The sequence below is a fragment of the Streptomyces sp. NPDC048277 genome, assembly GCF_040652235.1.
Classification (GTDB): domain Bacteria; phylum Actinomycetota; class Actinomycetes; order Streptomycetales; family Streptomycetaceae; genus Streptomyces.
On sequence record NZ_JBEZLQ010000043.1, the window covers coordinates 25008 to 51487 of the forward strand.

Here is a 26480-nt window from a genome sequence, read left to right on the forward strand (position 1 = left end):
CTGCCGCTTCGGCCGAAAGGTTTGTCATGGCCACATCCTTAAGGCGCCGTGCCCTGCTCACCCCGGGAGCCGCCGCGCTGTCGGCCCTGGCCCTCGCCCTCCTCCCCGGCTCGGGCGCATCCGGTACGACCCCGGCCGCGTCGGCGGCTTCCACCCGCACCGTACGCTCCCCGCAGGAGATCCTCGGCGAGCAACCGCAGGCCCTCAACCCGGTGTTCAGCAGCCCGGTGAGCACCGGCGAGTGCCGCAAGCAGATCAGCCGGGGCTGCTATTCGCCCGTCCAGTACGACAAGGCGTACGACCTGTCGCCCCTGTACGCCGAGGGCATCACCGGCAAGGGCCGCACGATCGTCATCACGGACTCCTTCGGCTCCCCGACCATCCAGCACGACCTGGAGGTCTTCGACAGGCAGTGGGGCCTGCCCGACACCCAGGTGGACGTCCTCAAGTGGGGCGACGTGCCCGCCTTCGACCACACCGACCCGGACCAGAACGGCTGGGCCGACGAGACCACCCTCGACGTCGAGGCCGCCCACGCGGTGGCGCCCGGCGCGCGCATCGTCCTCGTCGAGACCGGCGTCTCCGAGACCGAGGGCCCGGTCGGCATCCCCGAGATGCAGAGCGCCATCGCCCACCTCGTGAACGAGGGCGAGGGCGACGTCGTCTCCATGAGCTGGGCCACCAGCGAGGCACGCTTCCCCGGCTTCGACCTCGGCGACTACACCAGCCTCACCACCCTGCGCTACGGCTTCTCGGCAGCGGCCCGCCACGGCGTCACCCTCACCGCCAGCTCCGGTGACGGCGGCGGCCACGCAGGCCGCGTCGACGCGGCCTGGCCCGCCGGCGACCCCCTGGTCACCGCCGTCGGCGGCACCGAGCTCTACCTGGACGACGCGGGCAACCGCCTGAAGCCGGACGCGGCCTGGTCGGGCAGCGGCGGCGACCACTCCAAGGTCTTCTCCCGCCCGGCGTACCAGGACCCGGTCCGTTCCGTCGTCGGGGAGCACCGCGGCACCCCCGACATCAGCATGGCGGCCTCCCCGGACGGCGCCCTGTGGCTGTACTCCAGCTATGACCCGACCCGCACCGGCTGGACCGCCGGCGGCAACGGCACCAGCGAGTCGTCACCGCTGTTCGCGGGCGTCGTCGCCCTCGCCGACCAGCTCGCGGGCCACCGCCTCGGCCAGGTCGACCGCCTGCTGTACCGGCTCTACGGCCGCCCGGACACCGGCCTGGTGGATGTCACCACCGGCAACACGGGAGCCAACGGCTTCGCCGCGGGCCCTGGTTACGACCAGGCGACGGGTCTCGGCACGGTCGACGCGACGAAGCTCGTCCACGCGCTGGCCGAACGACGCTGACGATTCCGGGCCCTGCGAGCCGTACACCACGTCCGGGGACGTGACCCGTCGCCCCAGAGCACAGATGGCTCTGGCCACGAAACGGGCCACCCGGCTAGCGGTCGATGAGCCAGCGGGCGCCTTCGAACAAAAGCGCACCAAGCATGACGACGATCGGAATGACGAGAACCAACTCCAGGTAGCCGCGAGACGGCACCTCGACCACTTCGCCGCCGGCCTCCCCCACACTGATGGTCCGTGCCGCGTCGATTTCCTCGCGGATGCGCCCGGCTCTTCCAGCAGCGGGCCAACCGTTGAACGCTTCAAGCGACAGCGGCTCGTCCCGGCCTTCGATCCGGATACGGAATCGTGTATGTGGCGGAGAAATTCCTGACAATGAGCCCATCGCGCTCGCTGCGCACTCCCGGTCGCAGATGACTCAAGGCGTACAGCACCAGCAGCGAATAGGTTCCGGCCAAAGCCGATACCTTGAAGAAGGTCAGATCGGAGCTGTGCCAGAGAGTCCACGCTTCGAAGAGGGCGAAGACCTGTCTGTCCCGCCACCGCTTCACAACCAACCGCCTTCCGCCCCCTTACTCCTGCCTGCACGCAAGCGCGCCCCTCGGGCGAAAGCATGGTCAACAATCCAATCTCATTCGGGCGGAAGGGATGTGGAGCTGCTTCTCCAGCTGTGGCCGGTGCTGCGCAGACTTGTCGAGGCCCGGCGGCCCGTCAACCGCCGGTCGAGAAGCCTCGGCGCCGTCCGACGTCTCTCAGCGAGCCGCGGTCCGCAGGTCCGAGAGCAGAGCATCGAGGATCGACTCCTCCTCGACACGTAATCCGTGCTCGGTCATCGCGGCGGCCAAGCCCGGATCCCACGGTGTCGCGGCGGCCGTGCCCGTGAGGTACTGCGGCTCGCTCACCCCCGCCGCGGCCGCCCGGTAGTCGGCGGCTTCGTACCGCCAGGGGCGCCATGGGGCCACTCGCCCGAGGGCGGTGGCGATGCGCACCCCTCCCCAGTCGAAGTCCGCGTGGTGCAGGAGTACCGCTCCGCGCGCGGAGAGGCCGCGCAGCAGGGTGAGCGCCGCCGCCGAGGGCTGTCCCTGGAGGCACACCATGGGCGGGCATGCCGGGCCGAGGGTGTCGGCGGCGGCGGACAGGACGGCCGGGTTCTCGCACACGTGGACGTCTCCGGTCGCCGTCATGATCCCGTTCGCGGTCCGGCGGGTGAGGGAACGCAGGGTCAGGACCGCGGGTTCGCCCTCGTCGGCCATCCAGTCGAGGGCGGGTGTACCGCGCAGGTTGAGGGTGAGGGCAGTGGATGACACGTCGTCCTTGAGCAGTCCGGCCGAAGCCCAGGCCTCGCGTCGCCACTCGGCACCGGCTCCGTCGGGGAAGCCGGTGAGCGCACGGATCCCCGAGAGCACGAGCGTGGCGAGCGGGGTTCCTTCGTCCAGGGCATGGGCGCCGGTCAGCCTCAGTGCCGCGAACGCCGCCCGTGACATCGGGGGATCGGCCGGCAGTGCGCGCAGTGCCCGTACGGCGGCGGTGACGAGGGGGCCGGCGGCTTCGGGGGTGCGGGCAAGCCGCCGTACGAGACCGTCCTCGCGGATCCGACCGGCCCAGTCGGCCAGTTCGGCGTTCACGGCGGCGAGCGGGGCCAGTGCCTCCTCCCACGCCCCGGCGAGTCTGTCCCGGATCTCCGCACGCGGTACGACCGGACCGGTGAGGGCGACCACGGCGGTCTCCAGGCCGTCGGGGCTGACGCCGGAGCGGCGCAGGACCTCGTCCACCGTGTCGAGGCGTACGGTCAGGGACCGTCCGGCGCTCGGAGGGCGTCCCAGCAGTCGCTCGGCGGCTCGGCGTTGGAGGTCGTCCGGGCCTGCCAGGGTGACCGTCCCGGTGAGGGGCCGTCCGGCCGTCATCCGCTGCCTGACGCGCTCCAGGAGCCAGGCCAGTCCCGGGTCCCCGAGCAGCCGTCCGAGCCGTTCGCCGTCGACCTTCGCCTCGGTCGCCGAGGGGTTCACGTCCACGGGGTGCCCGGTTCCACCGAAGCGCGGAAGGCGTCGAGCGCACCTGCTTCATGGGCAGGGCCGGGAGATGGGGCAGGAACCGGTGCCGGGCCCGCGGTCGTGCCGGGCTCGGGGCCGCGTCGGCGTTCGCCGCCGTCCCACTCCCAGCGCGTCACGAGTACGGCGTCGATGTCGTCGACCCGGGACAGCTGGGCGATGGCGATGCCGGGGACCTGTGGGTAGCAGGCCCACTCGCGTTCGCTGGTCATGACGACGTCGAGATCGAAGGCGCGCAACAGGCCCAGGCACTTGGCGCGGGAGTCGTCGTCGACTCCGGCGAACGCCTCGTCGAGGGTGACCAGGCGCGGGGCGTGGGCGCCGCCCGCGCTCGCGTAGTGGGAGGAGGCGGCGGCGAACAGGGGGACGGACGCGGCGAGGACGCGTTCACCGCCGGAGGCGGGGCCGGTGGCCGGTACCCATCTGCCGTGCTGGTGGCGTTCGACGCCGAACTCGTGCCAGGCGCGGTAGTCGAGGGCGGCGGTGAGGTCCTCCTGCCAGCTGCCGGTACGGTCGTCGGCCTGCCGGCGGGCGATCTGCTCCTGGAGGAAGGCGCCGACGGCGGCCCGGTCCTCGGGTGACCAGGCGTCGGCGGACTGACGCAGCCGGTCCCGGGCCTGGGCCAGCCCCTGCGGGGCGCGGCGGGAGGCGCGCCAGACCAGGCGCAGCTTCATCCCCGTGGACGTCGGGCGCTCCTCCAGCTCCCTGTTCATGGCACGTACTTGGCGTTCGGCCGAGCCGATCAGTTCCTGAAGGGTGCCGGCGACCTCGGTGATCAGGTGGGTCTGCAGGATCTCGCGTTCGTGCGCGGACAGGATGCGGGTCAGTTCGGCGACCTCGGTGGCAAGGGCTTCGGCGAGTTCGGGTACGGCGCGTTCGCGGCCCTGGTAGACGATGTCGACACGCATGCCGTCCTCGCCGGGGCGGGCCGTGGCGGTGTGGCCGTGCCGGGACAACGCGTCCTGGAGCCGACCGAGTTCCTCGCTGAGATAGCGCTGGATGCGTTCCCAGGCCGCGTCGGAGTCCTCGGTCGTGGCGAGGCGGGACTCGATGGCGCGGGCGAGGGTCACGGCGGGGGTGGCCGCCCAGGGTCCGCCGTCCTCGTCCGGTACGGGCAGGTCGGGAAGGGCCACGGCGAGCAGTCCGGTCGCCGTGAACCGCTGGAGCGCGGCGACGGCCCGTTCGCGGGCGGCGGTGGCGTCGGTGACGTCCTCGACGAGCCGCTCGATGCGCCCCTCGGCATGGCCGGCCCGCCGGTCGGCGGCCTGGTTGTCCTCCTGGGCACGCTGCTGTTCGCGCTCGCAGGCGCGTGCGGCTTCCCCGGTCTCCTCCAGCAGCCGCTGGAGTTCGGCGACGGCCGCTCCGACGGTCGAACGGAGGGTGCGCAGGTGTTCGTCGGCGGCCGCGGCGAGGCGGGCCGCCTCCGTGGCGCGTTCGGCGAGCTCTGCGGCGAGCCGCTCAGCACGGTCGGTCTCGGTGTGTTCCCCGTCGACCGCCTGCTCGGCGTCCGCTCGCTCGCGCGAGGCGGGCCAGAGCGCGGCGAGGTGCACGGCGTGGTCGGCGAGCGCGTGCCGCACGGCCGCCAGACCGTCCCGTCCGGCGGGGAGGTTCAGGTCGGCTGCCGTGTCGCCGAGTTCGTTCACCGTGCGGTCGGCTTCGGTGGCCGCGCGGGACAGTTCGGCGGCCCGCTCCCGCTGCCGGGTACGGGCCCGGTGGACGGCTTCGGCCGCCGCGCCGAGCCGGGCGTGGGCGCGGCGCAGGTCGTCCTCACCGGGTACGGCGGCGAGTTCGGCGTCCAGGACGGTGCGCCGTTCGGACACCGCCCGTAGCCCCTCGACGAGTTGCTCCCGTTCGGCCTCCATGGCCGCCTGCTCGATGCGCAGTTCGGCAATCCGGTTCCTGCGGTCCTGTTCCCGGGCCTTCTCCCCCACGTACTGGGCGCTGTCCTTGGCCCAGCCGCCGGTGAGTGCGCCGACCCGGAACCGGCCGTCGGCACAGACCCAGGTACGGCTGTCACCGTCCTGGCCCGCGTCCACCAGCGCGATGGCGGCCAGCAGGCGCTGGACGGTCTCCTCGCCGACGGCCGCGGCCCCGGCGTCGGTGTGGTCGACGGCCGGGCACAGCGCGCGGTCGAGTCCGTTGCCGGTGGGCAGGTCGAGGGGGTCGAGAAGGACGTCGTGGCCGTGCGCCGACATCGCCGTGCCGTCCGGCCGCACCCAGGCATCGAGGAGCCCGGAGGCCTCCAACGCCGCCTCCAGGCCGGCCTGTTGCGCCTTCGTCACATGCGGGCGGAAGTCGATGAGACGCCACAGCGGGGCGCCGAGGGCGCGGGTGCGGACGTCGGCGGTGCGGGTGTGCGGGGCGGCGGGTCCGCGCTGTCCGCCGGTTTCCAGAGCGGCCAGTTCCTCGGCGCCCCGGCGCAGACGTTCGGCGGTGGCCTTCTCCGACTGGGCCAAGGTGGCGGCCCGGTCGGCCAGTCGGCCACCGAGGACGCCATATGCGGCGGTGGCGGCGAGCCGGGCCGGATGAGGTCCGTCCAGGGTGCCCGTCCAGCCCTGCACGGCGTCGAGCAGCCCCGGCAGCCCATCGACGCGCAGTTCCACGAACTCAGACAGCCTCTCCCGGACGGCCGCGACCAGGGCGTGTCCGGCCTCCGCAACCGCCTCCTCCGCCTCGGCCAGCTGTACCGCGCCGCGCCCGGCCTCCTCGTCGGCCTCGTCGGCGCGCAGCCGGGCGGTCCTGCGGGCCTCCGCCGCGCGTTCGGCCGCCGTCACCAGGGTCTCCACATGGTCCACGGCCCGCCGTCTGCTCGCCATGGCCTCGTCGGCGGCCCGGCGCAGGGCCGGGGCGGGAGCTCCGGAGGTCCGGGGTACGTCGATGCGGGCCGCCGCCGCGCTGTCGGCGACCCTGCCTTCGATGTCGTCCAGGGCTTCCCGGGCGGCGGTCAGCCGGTTCGTGGCGGTGGCGAGCCGGCCGAGGGCCCGGGTGTGCGCTGCGGCGGCCTGCTGCCGGTCCGCCTCGGAGCGGACGGTGTCCCCGGCCGTGCGGGAGGCGTCGGCCGCCGCCCGGTCGAGGGCGCGGGCGTCGCGCATCTCGGGCCCGGACCGCAGTGCCGCGTCCTGGGCACCGATGCGGGCCGCCCGCTCGGCGAGCGCCGCCGCGCGCTCCTGTGCCTCGGTCCGGTCGGTGACGGCCTGGTCGTGGTCGGCCTGTGCCCTGACGAGTTCCCGCTGGAGGTGTTCGTAGCGGGCGTGTTCGGCGCGGGGCAGGCGGGCGCGGCGGCGGGCGGCGATGCGGGCGTAGCGCCGGTAGTGGTCGAGGAACGCCGATGACGCCTGCTGGGCCTCGCGGGCCGCCCGCAGTTCCTCCTTCTCCTCGTCCAGTGACCGGAACGCCTCCGCCGCGTCGGCGACCACCGCCTGGTCCATCGGCGGCAGCGCCTCCGTCAACGCCCGTGACAACGCTGCCTCGTTGGGTCGCTTGGACAGCTGGGGCTGGCGCAGCTGGATGAGCAGGTCGACGAGTGCGCCGTAGCGCCGCTCCCCCAGCCCGAACAGGGCCTCGTCGACCGCGCGGCGGTAGGCCTTGGCGGTGTCGTGGACCATGCCGTGGCCGCCGATGGCCTCGGCGAGCCGGTCCCGGGACAGGGCGGTGCCGGTGGCGTCGAGCAGGTCGAGTCCGGCGGCGATCCGCTGCGTGGTGACGGCGAACCAGTGGCGGGCGATACCGCGTCCGGCGACGGCCTTCAGGCCGCACAGCAGGGTGCGGAAGTGGGCCTCGCCGGTGGTGTCGTCGAGCCGGCCGAACTCGATCCAGGTGTAGCCGAGACGTTCCGGGTGGGGGTGTTCGCCGCCCAGGAGGAGGTTCCACTCCATGCGCTTGCCGGGGTCGCCGTCGGGCTCGACGCGGCGCGCGGAGAGGTCGCCGTCGAGCAGGAACGGCAGGGTGAGGGCGAGCACCTTCGACTTGCCGGTGCCGTTGTTGCCGCGCAGCAGCAGTCGGCCGTCGCGGAACCAGAACTCCTCGACGTCGTAGTGGAACAGGTCGACGAGCCCGATCCGCAGGGGCCGCCACCGGCCGGGCGCGGGGGCGGGCAGCACGAACGCCGGGGACTCGGTCCGTACGGTCTGTGCGGGCGGGGCGGTCACGGCGCGGGTCACCTTTCGTCGCCGGTGGTGGTGATGACGGCGTCGCCGACCGCGTACCGCGCGAGGGCGGGGCGGGGCGCGACGCCTCGCGGGGTGTCCTCGGCGAGCCCGAGGGCCTGGAGCTTGGTCAGGGCCTGGGCCACGAGCGCGGGTTCGGCTCCCGGCTCGCGGGCCGTCTTCGACCAGAAGTTGCCGTGTTCCACCGCGAGTTCGCGCACGTGCGCGGCCAGCTCGGCGACCGTGACGGGCCGGTCGGCCCGGGCCAGGTGCTGGGCGAGGAGCAGGGTGATGTGGCCGTGGGTGCCCTGTTCCGGCATGCGTACGTCGGTCAGGTCGTCCAGGGGGTCGACCATGGCGATGCCTTCGGCCCGCACCTCCGCGACCAGGCCGGTCAGATCGGTGATCCGGGCGGTGATGAAGCCGCGTTGCCGGGTGAGATAGGCGAGTTGGTCGTCGGTGAGGTCGTCGTAGTAGAGCACGGGGTCGTCGAGGAGGCGGCGGGTCAGTGTCCAGCGGATGGTGCGGAAGCGCAGTTCGTCGCTGTCGAGGGCGGTCCGCGCCGTCATCTCCGTCAGGCGTCCCGCGAAGTCCTCGGCCTCGATCAGGGAGGGGCCGCGCAGGGCGGCGGGCATTCCCGCGAGGACGCGTCGGCGTACGTCGTACAGCACGTCACCGGAGCCGCTGACATAGGCCTCCTCGTCACCGGCGACCCGCCGCAGCACCCCGAGCCGGAGCAGCAGGCGTACGACGGCGGCGAGGTCGAGGCGTTCGTCGCGCCGCTCCAGGGTGAACTCGATTCCGGCGGCGAGGAGTTCGGGGTCGGCGGCGGCCAGGACGACCTGTTCGGCGAGGCGGCCGAGGGCGACCTGGGCCTCGCCGCGCTCCAGGGCGGCGAGGGTCAGGCAGAGCAGGACGTAGCGGCGGCGGGTGAAGGGCAGGGCGGTGCGGGCCGCCTCGCGGGCGGGGTGGGTGGCGTCGGTGAGGGTGCCGGGTGTCTTGCGCAGCCGGGCCGCGTCGGCGTCGGTGCGCAGCGTCCAGCCGACGTTGCGTTCGAACCAGTCGCGCAGCGCGGTGGCGTGCCGGCGCACCAGCCGGAACTCGTCGGCGTACGGCCCGTCGGCGGTCAGCAGCGGCTCCTTCAGCAACGCGCGTGCGGCACGCTGGAGTTCGGCCTCGCGCTGGCCTTCGAGGACCTCGGCCAGAGGGCCGGAGTGGCCGGAGGGGCTGGTCATCCGTCTTCCCCCGTCTCCCCGGTTGCGGTGAGGTCGACGATGTCGATCAGGTGGTCGGGGCCGCTGAACACCCCGTCGGGGGTGTGCACTTCGGCCGTCGTGCCGTCGTCGAGCGCGGTCAGCCGTATCTCCATCGAACCGTCCGAACTGGTCGCCGTGGTGGTGGTCATGCCGGGCCGCCAGGTGGCGAGGGCGTCGCCGAGCAGGCGCAGGAACAACTGGAAGGCGACGGGGTCGAGTTCTCCCAGCCGGGACAGCCGTACCGGCCCGCCCGTCGCGAGCCGGTCGCGGGCCCGCCCGGCCTCCGCCGTCTGCCGGGCGGCGAGTTCGGCGAGCCGCCGTTTCGCCTCACCCCGGTCGGCGACCCGGCGCGGCTTGCCCCGGCGTTCATAGCTTCCGGTACGGCGCAGCTGGGGGCTGATCCGCAGGGGACGCGCCTTGCCCCAAGGCGTGGCGGCAGGCTCCGGGGCGGCGGCGCGTTCGGCGAGGGTGTCGGCGTCGACGGTGAGGTGCCGGGACGAGTGCAGTCCGAAGGCCACCCGCCACAGCCGGTGCCGCGTCTCGTCGTCCGGCGCCTGGGCGAACCAGCGGGCCAGCGTGCGGAAGTCGGCGGAGCGGTCCGAGCGCCCGGCCCGCCGCTCGTTCAACTGCCGTACGACGGAAAGAAGTTGTGGAATCGCGCCGAGGGCACGCCCGCGCAGCAGCCGGGCCTGCGACTCCCGCTCCTCCTCCGACACGAACCACTGGGCGAGCCCGGACCAGCGCGCCGCCCACCTCTCGTACGCCACCGCTTCCGCCCTCTTGGCCTCCTCGGGAGCGGCGTCGGCGGCCTCCCGCCCTGCGGCGAGGGCCAGCAGCGGTTCCACCCTGCCCTGTTCCTCCAGTTCGCCGATGAGCAGGGCGATCCGCCCGCCGAGCGTGATCAGATCCTGGATGAACCGCTCCAGGTACTGGATCAGCCTGTCCTTGTAGGCGAGGAACGCCTCGACCTCGATGTCGTGCAGGTCGATGGTGCGCTGCAACGACCCCATGAAGGCATGCGCGTTGTCAGCGAGGTCGGTGAAGCGAGCCGTGAGGACGGACAGCGCGATATGCGCCTTGGCCGGGTCCGGCTCGTCCTCCTGGGCGATCACCAGCAGCGCCCGCAGCTGCGTGACGATGTCGTGCAGCGCGACCGCCTGGAGTTCCCCGCGCCGACCGAGCGTCGCGTCGTACGTCCCGAGCGCCGCCTCGGCCGCCTCACCGGCCCGGGTGAGCTGGTAGATGAACCGCCTGCGGTAGAAGTCCTCGACGGCTGTCACCCGCGCATGGTCGGGATCTGCCCGCAGGTTCCCCCAACCGACCAGACTGTCCAGCGCCTTCACCACCGACTCGACATCGCCGGGCCGTGCGTCCGCGTCCAGCGCCGCGAACACGTCCTCCGGCCGCAGATGCACCGCGAACCGCTCCTTGGCGGCGAGGAACGCTCGCATCACCCGACGGTAGAGGGCGGAGTTGGGCGCGGTGAGGTGCGCGAACGGGCTGTAGTCGGGCGAGGTCATCGTGGGTCCATTGTTCCCGACCTCCGCCCTCGCCGGTGCGTGATGTCCGGATTTCGTCTCACACCAAGGGTGTGGCCGCGCACTCCGCCCACACCGTCTTGCCCGGCCCGTCGGACCGCGCGTGCCAGCCCCAGCGGGACGCCAGCCCCGCGACGATGACCAGCCCCCGGCCCCCGGTGTCCTCGGGGTCCGCCGCGCACAGCGCCTCCGGGCGGGGCGGCGTGCGTTCGACGCGGGTGTCGGTGACCTCGATCCGGACCACCGCGGCGGCCGGTCCGGTCACGTACAGGCGCAGGTGGAAGTCCCGGCCGGAGACGTGCCCGTGCCGCACCGCGTTGGCGGTCAGCTCGCCGACGACCAGCGCGATCGACTCGTGCGGGCCACCGCCGTACGGGATCCCCCAGGTGTCCAGCCGGTGGGCGGCCAGCCTGCGGGCGAGCCGGGCGCCGCGCGGAGTGGAGGTGAAGCGCATCTCGAAGGCGCTGCCGGGTTTGTTCGTCATGCCGACAACGGTGTCCTCGGTCGCGTAGCGTGACCAGTGGTGACGCACTGACGCGGGCCGGTTGTACGCGCGGTGGCGGTACGAGTACGAGCGGCGCGGCGTGACGCCGTCCCGGAGGCGGGCGTTGGGGCAGGGAGGCGGTAGGGGTGACCGAGGTTACGGAAGAAGAGGGCACCGCGGGCCAGGCGGCGGACGCCTCGGGCCGGGGCGTGGTCGCCGCGTTCGGCCAGACCATGAAGACGCTGCGGCTGCGGGCGGGCCTGGAACGCGAGGAGTTGGGACGGCGGATCGGCTACTCGGCGTCCACGGTCGCGTCGTTCGAGCAGGGCCGGCGGATCCCGTCCCCCAGGACCATCGACAAGGCGGACGAGGTGCTGGGGGCGGAGGGGCTGCTCACGGTGTGGAAGGAGCAGGTGGAGAGGGCGCAGTATCCGGTGTTCTTCCAGGGGATGGCGAAATTGGAGAAGGAGGCCATCGAGCTGCTCGCGTACGACACCCTCATGGTCAAAGGCCTGCTCCAGAGCGAGGAGTACATGAGGGCTGTACTCGCGATGCGACGACCGCCTCTGGATCAGGAGACCATCGAGCAGCGGGTTACGGCGCGCCTGGCCCGGCAGGACATCTTCGACCGCCAGCCCACACCGCTGCTGAGCTTCGTGATGGACGAGTCAGTACTGCGGCGTCCGCTCGGCGGAAAGGACGTACTGCGAGGCCAGTTGGAGCATCTGCTTCTCATCGGTCAGAAGCGCAACGTCGAGATTCAGGTCATGCCCCTCGACTGTGAGGAAAGCGCGGGCGTGGACGGGCCGTTCACAGTCGTCACGCGGGACGACGGCAAGAAGTTCGCGTACACCGAGGCACAGGGAGCCAGCACCCTTCAGACCGATCCGCAACAGACGGCTCTCGCCGCCGCCCGCTATGGGATCATCCGATCACAGGCTCTCACGCCGCGAGAGTCCCTGGAGTTCATCGAAGGGTTGCTGGGATCGCTATGAACAACTCCGGTCTCGTTTGGTTCAAGAGCAGCTACAGCGGAGCCGAGGGCGGCGACTGTGTAGAGGTCGCGGCCGACCCCGGAGTCGTGCACATCCGTGACTCCAAGGCCGTGGCCGGACCCGTCATACATGTGTCCCGGGACGCCTGGGCGGGGTTCGTCAGGCGACGCCGTTAGACCGGCAGGTACGGGCTCGGCCTGCCGTACCAGCTGATGCGCAGGGCGTCGCGGGCCCGGGTCGCCGCGACGAACAGCAGGGAACGGGCCTTGAGTTCCTCGCGGGCGAGTCGCTGCGGGTCCGTGTCGCGGTAGCGCTGGACGACCGAGGCACGGGGGATGACGCCGTCGCGGGCGCCGACGATGGCGAGCCGCTGGTATTCGAGGCCCTTGAAGCGGTGCATGGTGCCGACGTGGATGTCGCCGTCTCCCTTCGCGCCGCCCTTGGTGAGTTCGGCGACGGTGAGGCCGGCCTGGGTCGCCAGGTGGTACATGACCTGATTGACGGCCTCGCGGTCGGCGACGCAGACCGCGATGGTGCCGCGCGGGTCGCGGGGTGCGCCGTCGGCGCCGCCGGTGGCGAGCTCCTCCCGCCAGGCTCGGAGCGTGGTGCCGAGCTTGGCGAGTTCGTCGTCCCATGAGTCGCAGGGGACGAGTTCGGGGGCCGGGCCGCGCAGGACCGAGCGGTAGCCGTCGAGGTTGTCGGTACCGTCGTCGAGGTCGTCGAAGGTGATCCCGCCGTTCTTGGGGTTCACCACCTGCATGGCACGGTTCAGGATCTCGCGGGTGGTGCGGTAGCTGAGGGTGAGGCGGGCCGCGCGGCCCCGGATGTGGACGCCGACGGTCCCCAGGGTGACCTGCTGGTCGTAGATGCGCTGGTGGGTGTCGCCGGCGATGAACATGTCGTCGTCGCCGGAGGCGACCATGGCACGGAGCATCTTCCGGTGGGCGGGGCGGAGGTCCTGTGCCTCGTCGACGACGACGTGCTGGTAGCGGTGGGCCAGGTAGTACATGCCGGAGCTGTCGTCGCGGTGCTTGAGATCCAGGCCGCCGACTTCGTCCTTGTACTTTCGTCTCTGCGGGGGCAGATCGCCTGTTCATGGTCCCGGCCGAGACCGGCGGCGACGGGGCACGACGCGGTATCTCCGTCCGTCGTGACAGCCGCGTCGGTCATCTCGGGGTGCCGTCACCCTCCGTCCGACGTCGGTCGCGGCGCTCCCTCTGGGCGACCGGATCGGCCAGCGGCATGGCCGCCACCAGTGCCTGGGTGTACGGATGCGTGGGCTCGGTGGCGATCCGCTCGGCCGGTCCCTCCTCGACCACCTGTCCACGCCGCATGACGACCGTGCGGTCGGACATGCAGCGGACCACGTCGAGGTTGTGGGCGATGAACAGGTAGCTGATCCCGAAACGCACCTGCAAGTCGCGCAGCAGGCGCAGGATCTGGGCCTGGATCGAGACGTCCAGTGCGCTCGTCGGCTCGTCGCAGATCACCAGGCGCGGGGAGACGACCAGAGCCCGCGCGATGGCGATCCGCTGCCGCTGCCCGCCGGAGAACGAGCCGGGATAGCGGTCGGCGGCGTCGGCGGGCAGACCGACCAGTTCGAGGATGTTCTGGATCTTCGCCCTCCGGGTGACCCGGTCACCGCGTCCGGACGCCAGCAGCGGTTCGGTGAGCGTGCTGCCGACCGTACGCGTCGGGTTGAGCGAGCTGTACGGGTCCTGGAACACGTACTGGATGTGCCGAGCCAGCCGGCGGCGGTCACTGCGGGCGACCCGGGTGATGTCGCGTCCGTCGAAGGTGATCCGGCCCCCGCAGGGCTCGGCCAGCCCGACGAGGGAACGGGCGAGCGTCGACTTGCCGGAGCCGGACTCGCCGACCACGCCCACCGTCTCGCCCGGGGCGATCGTCAGGCTGACCCCGTCCACGGCGGCGCGGCCGGTGTCCCGGGGCCGCCTGCGGTAGCTGACCCGAAGGTCCTCGACCGCCAGCAGCGGTGCCGCGGTGCGGGCTCTGGCCGTGCCGGCCGCGGTGTGCTGCGCTGTCACTTGTCGGCTCCTTCGTGACGGAATTCGTCGATCATGTGGGTCGGGGCCGACGCGAGCAGGGTCCGCGTGTACGCGTGCTGGGGGTCGGCGTACAGCTGGAGCACCGGGCCCTGCTCGACGATCTCCCCGTCCCTCAGCACGGCGGCCCGGTCGCACAGGTCCGCGACCACGCCCCAGTCGTGCGTGATCAGGAGCAGGGCCATGCCGGTCTCCGCCTGGATGCCGCGCAGCAGGTCGAGGATCTCGGCCTGGACCGTGACATCGAGGGCCGTCGTCGGCTCGTCGGCGATCAGCAGCCGAGGACGGCAGGCCAGGGCACGGGCGATGGCCACGCGCTGGGCCATGCCGCCGGACAGCTCGTGCGGATACCGGCGGGCCACCGCCTCCGGGTCTTCGAGTCTGACCTGGTCGAACAGGGCGATCGCCGCCTCACGAGCCTGCGCCGCCGTCAGACCGCGGTGCCGGCGCAGGGCTTCCGCGACCAGGTGGCCGACCCGCCAGGAGGGGTCGAGGGAGGCGTGCGGCTCCTGGGACACGTAGCCCATCCGCAGCCGGGACCGCTGCGCCGGGGCGAAGTGGGCGATGCCGGTGATGTCCTGTCCCGCGAGGCCGACACGGCCCGCCTCGATCTCGCCGCCGACGAGGATGCCCATGACGGCCCGGGCGATGGCGGTCTTGCCGCTGCCGGACTCGCCGACCAGCCCCAGCGTCTCCCCGGCACGCAGGGCGAGGTTCACCCCGTGCACCACCGTGCGGTGTCCTTCGGCGGAGGGGTATCGGATGCTCAGGTCCTCGACGCGCAGGACCGTGTCGTCGTCGGTGGTGTCGGACGGGGCCGCGGCGGGTCGGCGGTCGACCACCACGCGGGGTGGCGGGACGGGGCGCGTGGTGCCGCTCCACCGCTCGGTGACGAGGTCACGGAGCCCGTCGCCCGCGAGTCCGCAGGCGATGACCGTGAGTCCGATCGCGGCGCCCGAGAACAGCACCAGCCACGGGCTGGAGCCCATGATCTGGGCGCCGTCGCCGATCATCAGGCCCCACGAGGGGTTCGGCGGCTGGGTGCCGAAGCCGAGATAGGCGATGCCGGTGGACAGCAGGAGCGCCATGCCGGTGAGCAGGGCGCCCTGGACGAGGACCACACCGCCGATCCGCGGCAGGACATGTCGCCACATGATCCGCCAGGAGGAGAGGCCCGCGACCCTGGCCGCGTCGATGAACGCCTCGCGGCGCACGTCGAGAGTGGCCGCCCGCACCACACGCAGGAACGGCGCGCAGAGCATCAGGCCCATGGCGATCATCGCGTAGTGCACATGGCTGCCGAAGATGGCCAGGACCACCAGCAGGACGACCATGCCGGGCATGGCCATGACGACGTCGTCCGCCGCGATCACCGCGCGGTCCACCCTGCCGCCGACGAACCCGGCCAGCACTCCCAGGGGTATGCCGACCGCGAGGGCCACTGTGACGGCCTCGGCCGTGTAGAGGAGCGAGGGACGGGCGCCCCAGACGAGGCGGCTCAGGGTGTCGCGGCCCGTCTGGTCGGTGCCGAGCGGGTGCGCCCAGCCGGGGCCCAGCCGGGCGTCGGCCAGCTCGCCCTCGGTCGGGGACGGCAGGTGCAGCCACGGGGCGGCGAGGGCGAGCGCCACGAGCAGGACGAGGAAGGCGAGGGAGGCCAGCGCCACCCGCTTGCGGGCGAGACGGCGCGGCAGGCCGGCGAGGGCGTTCATGAGACGTTCCGGAGCTTGGGGTTGATGAGGGCGAACACCACGTCGACCAGCAGGTTCGCGAGCACGACGAGCGCGCAGAAGTAGACGGCCGCGCCGACGATCAGCGGCAGATCGTGGTCCAGGGCGGCGCGCACCACGGTCGAGCCCAGTCCTGGCAGCGCGAAGACGTTCTCGACGATGACGGTGCCGCCGAGTACGGCGACGAACTGGGTGCCTCCGACCGCCACCACGGGAATGGCGGCGTTGCGCAGTACGTGCAGGAACAGCAGACGCCGCAGCGGAAGGCCGTCGGCGCGCAGGGCGCGGATGTACTCCTGCCGCAGAACGCCGTCCACACTCTCCCGGGTCTGTTTGGCGACGGCGGCGACACCGCCGACCGCCACCGCGACCACCGGCAGCACCAGACTGCGCAGCCAGCCCAGCGGTGAGTCGGCGAAGGCGACGAAGCCGGTGGCGGGCAGCCAGTGCAGGCGCACGCCGAAGTACTCGCCCAGGACCAGGGCGACCCAGAACGACGGCAGGGCCAGTCCGGTGAGCGCGACGAGGTCGATGAGCCGGGCGACCACACCGCCCCGCAGGGCGGCCAGGGTTCCGGCGGCGACCCCGACGGTCATGGTCACCAGGACCGCGCCGACCGTCAGGGGAAGGGTGACGCTGAGGTCGGCGTTCAGGGTGGAGGCGACGGACTGCGGTGCGATCAGCGAACTGCCCAGGTCACCGCGCAGGGCGTGGCCGGCCCAGGAGGCGTACTGCGCCCACAGCGGCCGGTCGAGGCCCAACTGGGAACGCAGCGCCGTGATCTGCTGGGCGGTCGCGGTGTTGCCGAGGATGCTGCGGGCGGGATCACTGGGGATCAGGGCGACCAGCACGAAGGTCAGCGCCGACACCACGAACAGCAGTGCGAACCCTACGACGAGTCTCCTGATGACGAGTTGACGGATAGTCATGTCCGTTGACCTCGGGGTTACTTGGCGGCGAAGGCGTAGGAGGCGGCGGGGCCGATCACGGTCGGCTGGGGAGTGACGTAGGACGTGGCGGGAAGGGTGACGTCCGTGCTGACCAGGTCGACGTTGGTACGGGTGACGATGGGCAGGCCGACGGCCGAGTCGGTGAGGTAGGTGTTGAGTTTCACCAGTGCCGCCTGGATCGCGGACGTTCCGGAGGCCGTGGCGGCGGCGTTCAGGAGCCGCATGGCCGTGGGGTCGGCGGTGGCGGAGGGGTTGAGCAACGACTTCGGTGACACGATGGACTGGGTGGCGGTGGAGTACAGGTCGACGGAGGCGAGATTGAACAGCGCCGCGTCGTACGTGCCCGAGGCGAGCTTGGACTGGAGCTGGGGGAACGTACCGGTGTTGACGTCCAGTTCGACCTTGACGCCGATCTTGGCGAGCTGGCTCCTGAGGACCTGCCCCAGCGATCCGCCGGGGTCGGCGGTCTGGTCGGTCAGCAGCTTGAGCGTGAAGCCGTCGGCGTATCCCGCGGAGCTGAGCAGCTGCTTGGCCTTGGCGGTGTCGTACGGGTAGGTGTTGTCGAGACCGGCGCTGTAGCCGGCGAGGCCGCGCGGGGTGAACTGGTCCTGGGCGACGGCGAGTCCACCGTAGAAGTCCTTGACGATGGTGTTCCGGTCGATCGCGTAGGAGAGCGCCTGGCGGACGGCCTTGGACTTCAGGGGGCCGGACCTGGTGTCGAGGAACTGGGTGACCATCCAGGTCGTGTTGCCCTTGAGCTGCTGGAAGCCGTTCGCGGCGGCGACGCCGGTCTGGCCGAGGGAGATCTGGGTGGCGTCCTGGATCTGGCCGGACTTGAGGGCGTTCAGGCGGGCGGTGTCGGTGGCGTACGTCCGGATCTGGATCTTCTTGTAGCGGATCGCGGACTGGTTGAAGTAGGTCTTGCCGGCCGCGAAGGTGTAGACGGATCCGGCCCGGGTGGCCGAGGCGTCGAGGGTGTACTGGCCGACGCCGTCGGTGGAGGTCTCCAGACTCTTCGGGCTCGCCAGGCCCTTGGGGCCGATGATCAGTCCGATGCCCCAGAACTGGGTCAGGGAGTCCACGGCGTTGGGGAAGCCCGACTTGTAGCTGATGCGGACGGTGTGCTGTCCGACCGCCGTGACGGCGGAGATCGGGCCCGCCGCGGCGAGGTTGGAGTTCGGGGTCTTCAGGAAGTAGTCGATGGAGTTCTTCACGGCCTGCGCGGTGAGCGGTGTGCCGTCCGTGAACTTCGCGTCCGAGCGCAGCGTCAGCTCGAAGGTGCGGTTGCCGCTGCCGACGTAGCCCCACTTGGTGGCCAGGTCCGGTACGTAGGAGCCGTCGTTCGCCCGGTAGATCAGCGGGTCGTAGGCGTACACCAGGGTGGGGCTGATGGGGCTGAGGACCGGGTTGAGGCTCGGCAACGACATCTGAAGGCCGATGGCGAGGGTGTCGCCGCCCCCCGCACTGCCGGTGGAGCCGCCGCTTCCGCAGGCGGCGGTGGCGGAGATCAGCAGCGCCACGCCGGCGACGGCGGCGGCCCGGCGGGTTCGGTTCATGTGGGCTCCCTGGACGTGCGTACCGCCGGCAGGCTGGCCGTGGCGGTTCGACCAGGAGTGGAACAGCTCCCGCAAGGGGTGGGAATACGGCCGGATGATCGATCTGGGCGATCTCTGGTATCGCCGGGGCTGTTGGTGCCTGTGCGAGCGTCTTCGGACAAGCCTGAATTGCCTGTTCGGAGGCATCGCACGGGGCGTACACGACATAGCTGGTTTGTCAACTCATGTCGCATAAAAGCCATATGTCCACAAGGGTTGACGACCCCTTACATCGAGGCGGCCGATGACTGATCCCGTGATGTCACTTTTCGCGCATATCGGAAATCTCCAACAGTCCGTCCGATCCCTCGGATCCCCACGCGCGATGCCGCAGCCTCTTGGCCCGGCCGACGGGGCCCGCCCAGACTGCTCGCACCGACACACCAGCGCCGATCAGGAGGCTCACCCGTGCAACCAAGCACATCCGCAGACGTCGTCGTCATCGGCGGCGGCGGCGCAGGGCCGGTCGCCGCCGTCGCGGCCCAGGACAGCGGTGCGGGCCGCGTGCTCCTGCTGGAGGAGCGCGCCAAGCTCGGCGGCAACGCCGTCTTCGCCACCGGACTGTGGGCCTGCGAGACCCGCCAGCAGCGCGACGCCATCGTCGACGTGTCGGCCGACGAGGTGTTCCGCACCGCGATGGCATGGCACCACCACGAACGGGTCGACCCGCGCATCCTGCGCGCGGTCATCAACAGGTCGGGGCAGACCATCGCCTGGCTGACGGAGAAGACCGGCATCGACTTCGTCATCAGCGTCGAGTACAAGATGTCCTACGACCACGCCCCGACCTGGCATGTACCGGCCCGGCTCGAAGAACACGGCGGGCACACGCTGCTCAAGTTCAGCCAGATCGTCCGCGCCCTGGGAGAGACGTTCCAGTCCCGTGGCGGAGAGGTGTGGACCGGCGCCAAGGCGGTCGCCCTGCGCACCGACGAGGACGGCGCGGTCACCGGCGTGGTGGTCGAACGCGACGGCCGGGAGGAAGTCGTCGAGACCCGTGCGGTCGTGCTCGCCACCGGCGGCTTCCACGGCGACCCGGAACTCATGCGGAAGTACTTCTACTTCTACGACGAGACGCTGGCCGGCTTCCGTATTCCGATGAACGGCGACGGCATCAAGATGGCCGCGAAGGCCGGGGTCCGACTGGAACCGCACGCCACGCTGATCAAGGAGACCTGCTCCAGCAGCGAGCGGCCCAACGAGTACAGCCTCGGCCCCGCCACCCGTCAGCCCGACACCGTCTGGGTCAACCGGCTGGGCCGTCGCTTCAGCGACGAGGCCGTGGCGATCCACCTCCAGACCGGGGCCAACCCCCTGCTGCGCCAGCCCGGCATGACCGGCTTCGCCCTCTACGACGACGCCATGATCCGCGATGTCGACGACAACGGCTGGCTGCTGCCCCGCGCCCCGCTGCGCCCCCCGCACCTGCGCAAGCACGTGGACAGCGCCGCCGCCGTGGGCGACTGGGCGGTCACCGCGCACTCGTGGGCGGAGGTCGCCGCCTGGATCGGCGCACCGGCCGAGGCGCTGGAGAAGACCGTCGCCGACTACAACGAGCACTGCGCCCGCGGCTACGACGCGGAGTTCGTCAAGGACCGCCGCTATCTGCGCGCCCTGGTGGAGCCGCCGTTCCACGCGATCCGGTTCGGTCCGATGATGATCGACACCGTCGGCCCGGTCCGGGTGGACGAGGAGATGCACGCCCTCGGCGAGGACTTCGGCCCGGTACCCGGTCTGTATGTGTCCGGCTCGATGGCCTCCGGCTGGCAAGGCGCCGACTACTGCGGTCAGCACCTGTTCGGCATGGCCCTCGGCTTCGCCGTGAACTCCGGCCGGATCGCGGGCGAGCAGGCGGGCCGGTACGCCGAGGAGGCCAGGCCATGACCGGCGGGACACACACCGAAGCGCGTGCCGAAGCACAGCACGACACCGCCGACGTCGTCGTCCTCGGTACCGGCTGCGCCGGGCTCGCGGCGGCCGTCAGCGCCGCCGAGGCGGGCGCCCGGGTCCTCGTCCTGGAGAAGACCGGGCGGATCGGCGGAGCCATCCACGGCGGCGCGGGACTCTTCGCCGTCGAGACGCGCATGCAGCGCGACCGGCAGATCGCGCTCACCCGCGACGAGGCGTTCCACCGGATGATGGAACACACGCAGTGGCGCAGCGACGCCCGGCTGGCCTCCGCGTACGTCGCACAGTCCGCCGACACCATCGACTGGATGGCGGGGCTGGGCGTCGAGTTCAGCGACGTGGTCGCCTACTACCTCGGCGCCCAGCCGACCTGGCACTACCGGGAGCCGGACAGCCCCGAGATCACCGGTGTGCTGGCCCAGCGCGCCCGCGAGCTCGGCGTGCGCATCCGCACCGGGTGCCGGGCGCGGGATCTGGTGACCGACGCGGCCGGCGCCGTGGTCGGCGTGACCGCCACCGCGGCGGACGGTCCCCTGCGCGTGGACACCGGTGCGGTCGTGGTGGCCACCGGCGGCTTCGGCGGCTCCCCTCGGCTGATCGAACAGCACACCGGCTACCGGCACGGCACCGACCTGTTCTCCTTCTCGCACCCCGAACTGACCGGCGACGGCATCGCGTTGGCCCTCGCGGCCGGTGCCGCGCCCAGCCCGACCATGATGGAGACGTACGTCTGCCTTCCGGAGCCGTACTGGGGTCCGGGCGGAACCCCGCCCGAACTCGGCTCGTTCCGCCAGCCCAACCTCATGGTCAACGGCCTTGGCCAGCGCTTCATGGACGAGTCGGTCATGCGGCACCCGGGCTACGCGGCCAACGCGGTCGGCAGGCAGCCCGGCGGGCACGGCCTGATGATCCTCACCGCGGAGATCAACGCTCACTACGAGCGCGAGGGCTGGGACTTCCTGATGTCGAAGCTCCCGCTCACCGGACCCCCGGACTTTGACACCTCGGTGTCGAAGGCCGTCACCGAAGGCTTCCCGCACATTCTGCGCGCCGAGTCGGTGACGGAACTGGCGGACCGCGCGGGCCTGGAACCCGCCGCCCTGCGCCGCACGGTGGACGAGTACAACCACGCGTGCCGCACCGGGCGGGACACCCTCATGCACAAACCCGCCCGTTACCTGCGGCCCGTCGAGGACGGCCAGGTCCTCTACGCCGCCCGGTTCTCCGTGGGCGGCTACGGCAGCCTCGGCGGCTTCGCCGTGGACGACCTCTGCCGTGCCGTCGACGCGCGGGGAGTCCCGGTACCCGGCCTCTTCGGGGCCGGCCGCGATGTCAACGACCTGTACGGCGGCACCTATCCGTTCGTCATGTCGGGCAACAGCACGTCCTTCAGCTACAACTCCGGCCGCATCGCGGGCCGTTCCGCCGCACAGACCGTGCCGGCTCGCGGCCGCTGAGCGCCGTACCCCCAGAACCGAAAGGCTTCCGATGTCAGTTGAGACAGTTTCCAGCCGGGCCAAGGCCATGACCGTGGAGCAGCGGCTCGCCCGGATGGAGGCCACCCACGAGATCCAGAACCTGATGGGCCGCTACTCCTTCCTCCACTCCGCGAACATGCACCAGGAGTGCCTCGACCTGTTCGCGATGGACACCCCCGACGTGCGGGCCGAGATGATGTGGGGCGTCTACGAGGGCCCCGAGGGCATCAAGCGCTGCTACCCCGGCTTCCATGTCTGGGCCGACGGCGACCCCACCGGCAAGATGCACATGCACGCGCTGACCACCCCGGTCATCGAGGTGGCCGACGACCTGCGGACCGCCCGCGGGGTCTGGGTCTCCCCGGGCCACGAGACCGGCCCCAGCTTCCACAAGCTGGACGACCCCACACCGGTCGCCAACTGGGCCTGGTGCAAGTACGCCTGCGACTTCATCCTCGAGAACGGCGAGTGGAAGATCTGGCACCTGCACGTCTACGGCATCTTCATGTGCTCGTTCGAGAAGAGCTGGGCCGAGGAGCCGGACGACATGAACCCCGACGACATGCCGCCGCTGCCCACGGAGTACGCGCCGGACCGTCCGCCGACGACCCACTGGAACTACAGCCCCGACCGGGTCTACGCCAACGAACCGGCCCCGCCCGCGCCGTACGCGGAGTTCGGCCAGGTCACCGACGCCTACTGACCCCCGTACCCCGCCCCTCTTCCCACCGTGCTCCGGTTCCCCGCCGCGCCAGGCGGGGCACCGGTCCCCATCCGCCGCACGTGGTGCGGAGTTCAGGAGGAGCGCCGTGACGGCGCAGACGACACAACTGGACCGGGTGGTGGTCCGGTTCGCCGGCGACTCCGGCGACGGCATGCAACTCACCGGCGACCGCTTCACCTCGGCGACCGCCCTGTTCGGCAACGATCTCGCGACACTGCCGAACTACCCGGCCGAGATCCGGGCCCCCAGGGGAACGGTCCCCGGTGTCTCCTCGTTCCAGGTGCACTTCGCCGACCACGACATCCTCACCCCGGGCGACCGGCCGGACGTGCTGGTGGCGATGAACCCCGCCGCGCTCAAGGCCAACCTCGCGGACCTCGCGCCGGGCGCCGTGATCGTCGTCAACACCGACGAGTTCACCCGCCGCAACCTGGCCAGGGCCGGATACGGGAACTCGCCCCTGGACGACGGAAGCCTGGACGCCTTCCGGGTCCATCAGGTCGCCATGGGAACGCTGACCCACGGTGCCCTCGCCGGGTCCGGGATGTCCCGCAAGGACACCGACCGGGCGAAGAACATGTTCGCGCTCGGCCTGCTGTCCTGGATGTACCACCGTCCCACCGAGGGCACCGAGCGCTTCCTGCGCGACCGGTTCGCCTCCCGTCCGGACCTGGCCGAGGCCAACGCGCGGGCGCTGCAAGCCGGTTGGAACTACGGCGAGACCACCGAGGCGTTCGCGGGCACGTACGAGATCGCCCCCGCCCCGCTCCCGCCCGGCACCTACCGGCAGATCACCGGCAACACCGCGCTCGCCTACGGCCTCATCGCCGCGGCCCGCCGGGCGGAACTGCCGCTGCTGCTCGGCAGCTATCCGATCACGCCGGCCTCGGACATCCTGCACGAGCTGTCCCGGCACAAGGAGTTCGACGTACTGACCTTCCAGGCGGAGGACGAGATCGCCGGGATCGGCGCCGCCCTCGGCGCGGCGTTCGGCGGCGCCCTGGGCGTGACCTCCACGTCCGGTCCGGGGCTCGCGCTCAAGAGCGAGACCATCGGCCTCGCGGTGATGATCGAGCTGCCGCTCGTCGTCGTGGACGTACAGCGCGGCGGCCCCTCCACGGGGTTGCCCACCAAGACCGAGCAGGCCGACCTGCTCCAGGCCATGTACGGCCGCAACGGCGAGGCCCCCGTCCCGGTGCTGGCCCCGCGCTCTCCGGCCGACTGTTTCGACACCGCGCTGGAGGCGGCACGGATCGCGCTCACCTACCGCACTCCTGTACTGCTGCTGTCGGACGGTTCGCTGGCCAACGGCTCCGAACCCTGGCGGATCCCGGATGCGGACCAACTCCCCGACCTGCGCCAGCGGTTCGCCACCGAACCCAACGCCACGGACGGCTCGGGCGCCTTCTGGCCCTATCTGCGCGATCCCGGCACACTCGCCCGCCCGTGGGCCGTTCCGGGCACGCCGGGCCTGGAACACCGCGTCGGCGGCCTGGAGAAGGCCGACGGCAGCGGTGACATCTCCTACGACCCGGCCAACCACGAGCGCATGGTCCGGCTCCGCCGCGCCAAGGTGGACGGCGTCGCCGTACCCGCCCTGGAGGTGGACGACCCCTCCGGGGACGCCCGGGTACTGGTCCTGGGCTGGGGCTCGACCTACGGCCCGATCGGCGCCGCCTGCCGCCGGATCCGGGCACGCGGCCGGTCCGTCGCCCAGGCCCACCTACGGCACCTCAACCCGCTGCCCGGCAACACGGACGCCGTGCTGAGCCGCTACGAGCGGGTGGTCGTACCGGAGCTGAACCTCGGCCAACTGGCGCCGCTGCTGCGCGCCTTCGGCGCGGCGCATGTCCACTCGGTGACCAAGGTGTCCGGAGTCCCCTTCGGCGCCGCCGAACTCGCCGACACGATCCACGACTTGCTCACCGCCCCGGCCGCCGGGACCACCCGCACGCCACAGACAGCCGTACAGAGGACCGCCCCATGACCGCCATCGACCTCGACCCGCCCACCCTGCGCGGACCGGACGGCGTACCGACCGACGACCACGGCCGGACCGCCGCCTCGTACCGGTCGGACCAGGAGGTCCGGTGGTGCCCCGGATGCGGCGACTACGCCGTGCTGGCCGCCGTCCAGTCCTTCCTGCCCCGCCTCGGGCTGCGCCGCGAGAACATCGTCTTCGTCTCCGGCATCGGCTGCTCCTCCCGCTTCCCCTACTACCTGAACACCTACGGGATGCACTCCATCCACGGCAGGGCGCCCGCCATCGCCACCGGGCTGGCGCTCACCCGGCCCGACCTGTCGGTCTGGGTCGTCACGGGCGACGGCGACGCGCTGTCGATCGGCGGCAACCACCTGATCCACGCCCTGCGCCGGAACGTCAACCTCAAGATCCTGCTCTTCAACAACCGCGTCTACGGCCTGACCAAGGGGCAGTACTCGCCGACCTCCGAGCCCGGAACGGTCACCAAGTCGACCCCGATGGGTTCGGTCGACCACCCCTTCAACCCGGTCTCGCTGGCGCTCGGGGCCGAGGCGACCTTCGTCGCGCGGGCACTGGACTCCGACCGCAGGGGCCTCACCGAGGTGCTGAGCGCGGCGGCCGAGCACCGGGGATCGGCACTGGTGGAGATCTACCAGGACTGCCCCGTCTTCAACGACGGCGCCTTCGACCTGCTCAAACGGGACACCGCGGATCCCACGCGCCCGCCGGCCGTCATCCCGCTGCGCCACGGCGAGCCGCTGTGCTTCGGGCCCGACGGCGCACACCGGGTGATCCGCGACCCCGAGAGCGGCGCGCTGCGGGTCGTGGCACCCGGGGCCGGCTTCGAGACCTCCCGCACGGTCGTCCACGACACCGAGACGGCCGACCCCACCCACGCCTTCTCACTGTCCCGGCTCGGCGGACCGGCCACCCGCCACACACCCGTGGGCGTCTTCCGCGCCGTCCGACGTCCGACCTACGACGACCTGGCCCGAGGCCAGCTCGAAACGGCCCGCCAGGCCCGGCCGGCCGACCTCACCGCACTGCTCCACGGCTCCGAGACGTGGACCGTCAGCCCCGCAGTCAGCTCAGCCACCGGAGAATCCCGATGACCTACGTGATCGCCCAGCCCTGTGTGGACGTCAAGGACAAGGCCTGCGTCGAGGAGTGCCCCGTCGACTGCATCTACGAGGGGGAGCGGATGCTCTACATCCACCCTGAGGACTGCGTCGACTGCGGTGCCTGCGAACCGGTCTGCCCGGTCGAGGCGATCTTCTACGAGGCCGACGTCCCCGACGGCTGGGCCGCCTACACCGACGCCAACGCGTCCGTCTTCGGCGAACTGGGGTCACCGGGCGGGGCGACCGCCGCGGGACCGCTGCCCGCCGACGCGCCCGTGGTCGCCGCACATCAGTGAAGGAGTACCGCTCATGAACACCCCCGGACGCCTCCAGGGCAAGGTCGCTCTCATCACCGGGACCGGCGGCGGCATGGGCCGCGCCGCGGCGATCCTCTTCGCCCGGGAAGGCGCCAAGGTCGTCGGCTGCGACCTGAACGCGGCCGCCAACGCCGAGACCGAGGAACTGGCCCGCACGGCGGGCGGCGAGATGACCGCCCTCGGCCCGGTCGACCTCGGCGACCCCGACGCCGCGCGAGCCTGGGTGAACGAGGCCGCGACCCGCTACGGAGGCGTGGACGTCCTCTACAACAACGCCTCCGCGATCCGGATGGCACCCATCGATCAACTCTCCGTGGACGACTGGCAGTTCACCCTCCGCAACGAACTCGACCAGGTCTTCTACGTCACCCGCGCGGCCTGGCCCCACCTGATCGCGAACGGCGGCGGATCCGTCATCAACGTGGGTTCCATCGCCGCCGTCCGCGGGGTGGAGTTCGTCGCCCAGAACGCCCACGCCGCCGCCAAGGCCGGCTGCATGGCACTCACCCTCCAACTCGTCGCCGAGGGCGGCAAGTACAACATCCGGGCCAACTCCGTGATCCCGGGCCCGGTTGTCACGCCGGCCACCGCCCCGCTGTTCACCAGTGAGAACCCGCCCGAGGCCTTCCGGAGGCTGACCCTCGACCGGATCCCCATGGGACGCCTCGGGCAGCCCGAGGACGTTGCCAAGGCCGCGCTCTTCCTCGCCTCGGACGACGCCGAGTGGATCTCCGGGGCCAGCATCCTGGTCGACGGCGGACTCTCCACCCTCGGCTGACAGCACAC

Annotated in this window: 20 protein-coding genes and 1 pseudogene; 10 read left to right on the forward strand and 11 right to left on the reverse strand. The window is 71.7% G+C overall.

Features of this window, described 5'->3' with window-relative positions:
* Window positions 1-26 precede the first annotated feature (26 nt).
* Window positions 27-1361: a S53 family peptidase gene (locus AB0D85_RS49015; RefSeq protein ID WP_362337071.1), complete on the forward strand. Its 1335-nt coding sequence runs from the start codon at window positions 27-29 to the stop codon at window positions 1359-1361.
* 94 nt (window positions 1362-1455) lie between these two features.
* Here the strand turns inward: AB0D85_RS49015 and AB0D85_RS49020 are convergent, their stop codons facing one another.
* From AB0D85_RS49020 to AB0D85_RS49045, 6 genes are all read right to left on the reverse strand, one after another.
* Window positions 1456-1746, reverse strand: a complete 291-nt coding sequence (locus tag AB0D85_RS49020; RefSeq protein WP_362337074.1) for a hypothetical protein — start codon at window positions 1744-1746, stop codon at window positions 1456-1458.
* Window positions 1747-2113: 367 nt separating this feature from the next.
* Window positions 2114-3373, reverse strand: a complete 1260-nt coding sequence (locus tag AB0D85_RS49025) for a TIGR02679 family protein (protein WP_362337077.1) — start codon at window positions 3371-3373, stop codon at window positions 2114-2116.
* The gene (locus AB0D85_RS49030) at window positions 3364-7557 is read right to left on the reverse strand and encodes a TIGR02680 family protein (RefSeq protein ID WP_362337080.1); all 4194 of its coding nucleotides are present in this window, start codon (window positions 7555-7557) and stop codon (window positions 3364-3366) included. Before AB0D85_RS49030 ends, AB0D85_RS49025 begins: the two co-directional genes overlap by 10 nt.
* An 8-nt stretch (window positions 7558-7565) precedes the next feature.
* Window positions 7566-8789 carry a TIGR02678 family protein gene (locus AB0D85_RS49035; protein ID WP_362337083.1) on the reverse strand — a complete coding sequence of 408 codons (1224 nt, stop codon included), beginning with the start codon at window positions 8787-8789 and terminating at the stop codon, window positions 7566-7568.
* Window positions 8786-10330: a TIGR02677 family protein gene (locus AB0D85_RS49040; protein ID WP_362337086.1), complete on the reverse strand. Its 1545-nt coding sequence runs from the start codon at window positions 10328-10330 to the stop codon at window positions 8786-8788. The genes AB0D85_RS49035 and AB0D85_RS49040 overlap by 4 nt, the downstream gene beginning before the upstream one ends.
* A gap of 58 nt (window positions 10331-10388) precedes the next feature.
* A complete protein-coding gene (locus tag AB0D85_RS49045; protein WP_362337089.1) occupies window positions 10389-10832 on the reverse strand; it encodes an ATP-binding protein in 444 nt (147 codons plus the stop codon).
* A gap of 146 nt (window positions 10833-10978) precedes the next feature.
* Here AB0D85_RS49045 and AB0D85_RS49050 point away from each other — a divergent pair, with 146 nt between their 5' ends.
* Together AB0D85_RS49050 and AB0D85_RS49055 are read left to right on the forward strand one after the other, a co-directional pair.
* Window positions 10979-11827: a helix-turn-helix transcriptional regulator gene (locus tag AB0D85_RS49050; protein WP_362337092.1), complete on the forward strand. Its 849-nt coding sequence runs from the start codon at window positions 10979-10981 to the stop codon at window positions 11825-11827.
* Window positions 11824-12003 (forward strand): DUF397 domain-containing protein, encoded by a 180-nt coding sequence (locus AB0D85_RS49055; RefSeq protein WP_362337095.1) that lies wholly within the window; start codon window positions 11824-11826, stop codon window positions 12001-12003. Before AB0D85_RS49050 ends, AB0D85_RS49055 begins: the two co-directional genes overlap by 4 nt.
* Here the strand turns inward: AB0D85_RS49055 and AB0D85_RS49060 are convergent.
* The 5 genes and pseudogenes from AB0D85_RS49060 to AB0D85_RS49080 all read right to left on the reverse strand — a co-directional run.
* Window positions 12000-12899 (reverse strand): annotated as a pseudogene (locus AB0D85_RS49060) (3'-5' exonuclease); the annotation flags it as partial. The gene AB0D85_RS49055 and the pseudogene AB0D85_RS49060 sit on opposite strands and share 4 nt — an antisense overlap.
* 94 nt (window positions 12900-12993) lie before the next feature.
* On the reverse strand, window positions 12994-13872 hold the full coding sequence (locus AB0D85_RS49065; protein ID WP_362337098.1) for an ATP-binding cassette domain-containing protein: 879 nt from the start codon (window positions 13870-13872) through the stop codon (window positions 12994-12996).
* Window positions 13869-15599 carry a dipeptide/oligopeptide/nickel ABC transporter permease/ATP-binding protein gene (locus AB0D85_RS49070; RefSeq protein ID WP_362337101.1) on the reverse strand — a complete coding sequence of 577 codons (1731 nt, stop codon included), beginning with the start codon at window positions 15597-15599 and terminating at the stop codon, window positions 13869-13871. The genes AB0D85_RS49065 and AB0D85_RS49070 overlap by 4 nt, the downstream gene beginning before the upstream one ends.
* A complete protein-coding gene (locus tag AB0D85_RS49075) occupies window positions 15596-16546 on the reverse strand; it encodes an ABC transporter permease (protein WP_362337104.1) in 951 nt (316 codons plus the stop codon). The genes AB0D85_RS49070 and AB0D85_RS49075 overlap by 4 nt, the downstream gene beginning before the upstream one ends.
* 17 nt (window positions 16547-16563) lie before the next feature.
* Entirely contained in the window at window positions 16564-18123 is a 1560-nt protein-coding gene (locus AB0D85_RS49080; RefSeq protein ID WP_362337107.1) for an ABC transporter substrate-binding protein, read from the reverse strand.
* Between the two features lie 447 nt (window positions 18124-18570).
* On the opposite strand from AB0D85_RS49080, the gene AB0D85_RS49085 reads away from it, so the two are divergent.
* The 7 genes from AB0D85_RS49085 (at window position 18571) to AB0D85_RS49115 (ending at window position 26472) form a co-directional block, all read left to right on the forward strand.
* Window positions 18571-20046: an FAD-dependent oxidoreductase gene (locus AB0D85_RS49085; RefSeq protein ID WP_362337110.1), complete on the forward strand. Its 1476-nt coding sequence runs from the start codon at window positions 18571-18573 to the stop codon at window positions 20044-20046.
* On the forward strand, window positions 20043-21527 hold the full coding sequence (locus tag AB0D85_RS49090; RefSeq protein WP_362337113.1) for an FAD-dependent oxidoreductase: 1485 nt from the start codon (window positions 20043-20045) through the stop codon (window positions 21525-21527). Before AB0D85_RS49085 ends, AB0D85_RS49090 begins: the two co-directional genes overlap by 4 nt.
* Before the next feature lie 31 nt (window positions 21528-21558).
* Complete coding sequence (locus AB0D85_RS49095; protein WP_362337115.1) at window positions 21559-22251, forward strand: nuclear transport factor 2 family protein; 693 nt, start codon at window positions 21559-21561, stop codon at window positions 22249-22251.
* 106 nt (window positions 22252-22357) lie between these two features.
* Window positions 22358-24259 carry a 2-oxoacid:acceptor oxidoreductase subunit alpha gene (locus AB0D85_RS49100; protein ID WP_362337118.1) on the forward strand — a complete coding sequence of 634 codons (1902 nt, stop codon included), beginning with the start codon at window positions 22358-22360 and terminating at the stop codon, window positions 24257-24259.
* The gene (locus tag AB0D85_RS49105) at window positions 24256-25368 is read left to right on the forward strand and encodes a 2-oxoacid:ferredoxin oxidoreductase subunit beta (RefSeq protein ID WP_362337121.1); all 1113 of its coding nucleotides are present in this window, start codon (window positions 24256-24258) and stop codon (window positions 25366-25368) included. The genes AB0D85_RS49100 and AB0D85_RS49105 overlap by 4 nt, the downstream gene beginning before the upstream one ends.
* On the forward strand, window positions 25365-25673 hold the full coding sequence (gene fdxA, locus AB0D85_RS49110; RefSeq protein WP_362337124.1) for a ferredoxin: 309 nt from the start codon (window positions 25365-25367) through the stop codon (window positions 25671-25673). The genes AB0D85_RS49105 and fdxA overlap by 4 nt, the downstream gene beginning before the upstream one ends.
* A gap of 13 nt (window positions 25674-25686) precedes the next feature.
* A complete protein-coding gene (locus tag AB0D85_RS49115) occupies window positions 25687-26472 on the forward strand; it encodes an SDR family NAD(P)-dependent oxidoreductase (RefSeq protein ID WP_362337127.1) in 786 nt (261 codons plus the stop codon).
* The last annotated feature ends 8 nt before the right edge of the window (window positions 26473-26480 follow it).